The organism is Okeania sp. SIO2B3 (assembly GCF_010672525.1).
Lineage (GTDB): Bacteria > Cyanobacteriota > Cyanobacteriia > Cyanobacteriales > Microcoleaceae > Okeania.
This window is the reverse complement of the sequence record NZ_JAAHGH010000246.1, coordinates 1-1,024: the sequence shown is the minus strand read 5'-3', so window position 1 is coordinate 1,024 and position 1,024 is coordinate 1. Positions and strand designations below refer to the sequence as shown.

Sequence of the window (1,024 nt, the reverse complement as noted above, 5' to 3'; positions counted from 1 at the left end):
ATTAGACTTGTCGCTAAATAAAGCCCTGAAAGTGGCAAAACAAGATTCTGGTTTTTCCTATCCACTTATGCTGCCATTAGGTAGAAATTCCAGAGTCCTACAGCTGTTAACATAAAGCGATCGTCTAAATCTTTCATGTGATTTCTGTACAATGCTTTCGCTGCGTTGTATCTCTTTACACCTGATATAGCGTGTTCGCATTTGACGCGGACACTACTTTTTTCTCTATTTAGTTGTTTCTCTTGCTCCGTCAATTCTTTTCCTTTTGGCTTTTTCTTGGGAATTTTGATGTTGACAAATTCCTTCTGTAATCCTTGAAAGCCTAAATCTACATGAATTGTCACTTCATCCGGGACAAAATCTGCCAATTTCTCTTCATCCAACTGCCGTTTGTCATGAACCTTGCCCTCTCGTGCTTTCGATAACACTAGCACTCGTCGCTCCCGATCTGTGAGGATCAGATGTTTACGTGTATGGCGCTTTTTTTTTCCTGAGTAATGATCCTTCTGTTTCTGTTGGTCTTGAGGACGTTGAATAGGTCGCTCTGTCCCATCAACCATTACTTCTGTGACAGATGGAAACCTAGTTATGAATTCCTGTATACTCTCTAATTTGCGTTCTGGTAAGGCCATTTTTCTACCCAATGCCTTCTCCAGCAATAGTTGTAATCTCAACATCCAACGATGTGCTCGACTGCGGTGTAGGTCAAACAATAATCCGGCCACATCAAAGGTAGGGTAGCATTTAAAGTAAAACAATATGAAAAATAGCTTGTCTTTAGGCTCTAATAATCTGGCTTTTCGCCCTCCTCCTAGAGCTCGTAGTCGATGTTTCTGCATTGTGGCGATCGCTTCCGAGTTTAGTTGGGCACAAAAAGCTTGTAATAATTCATCGAATGCCTTACGGTTTAGTCCAGTCAATGCCCGTACTGAGGCGTTCTTCTTTTAGCACCCGATTGATATCTAACATTGTCCTTTTTTAAATACCCTACTAATTTTACTTTACCTTATAAAGCGACAACTCT

1 protein-coding gene is annotated in these 1,024 nt (G+C 40.8%); it reads right to left on the bottom strand.

From position 1 onward, the window contains the following. Nucleotides 1–65 precede the first annotated feature (65 nt). Complete coding sequence (locus F6K15_RS37965; protein ID WP_293071274.1) at nt 66–920, bottom strand: transposase family protein; 855 nt, start codon at nt 918–920, stop codon at nt 66–68. Nucleotides 921–1,024: the final 104 nt, after the last annotated feature.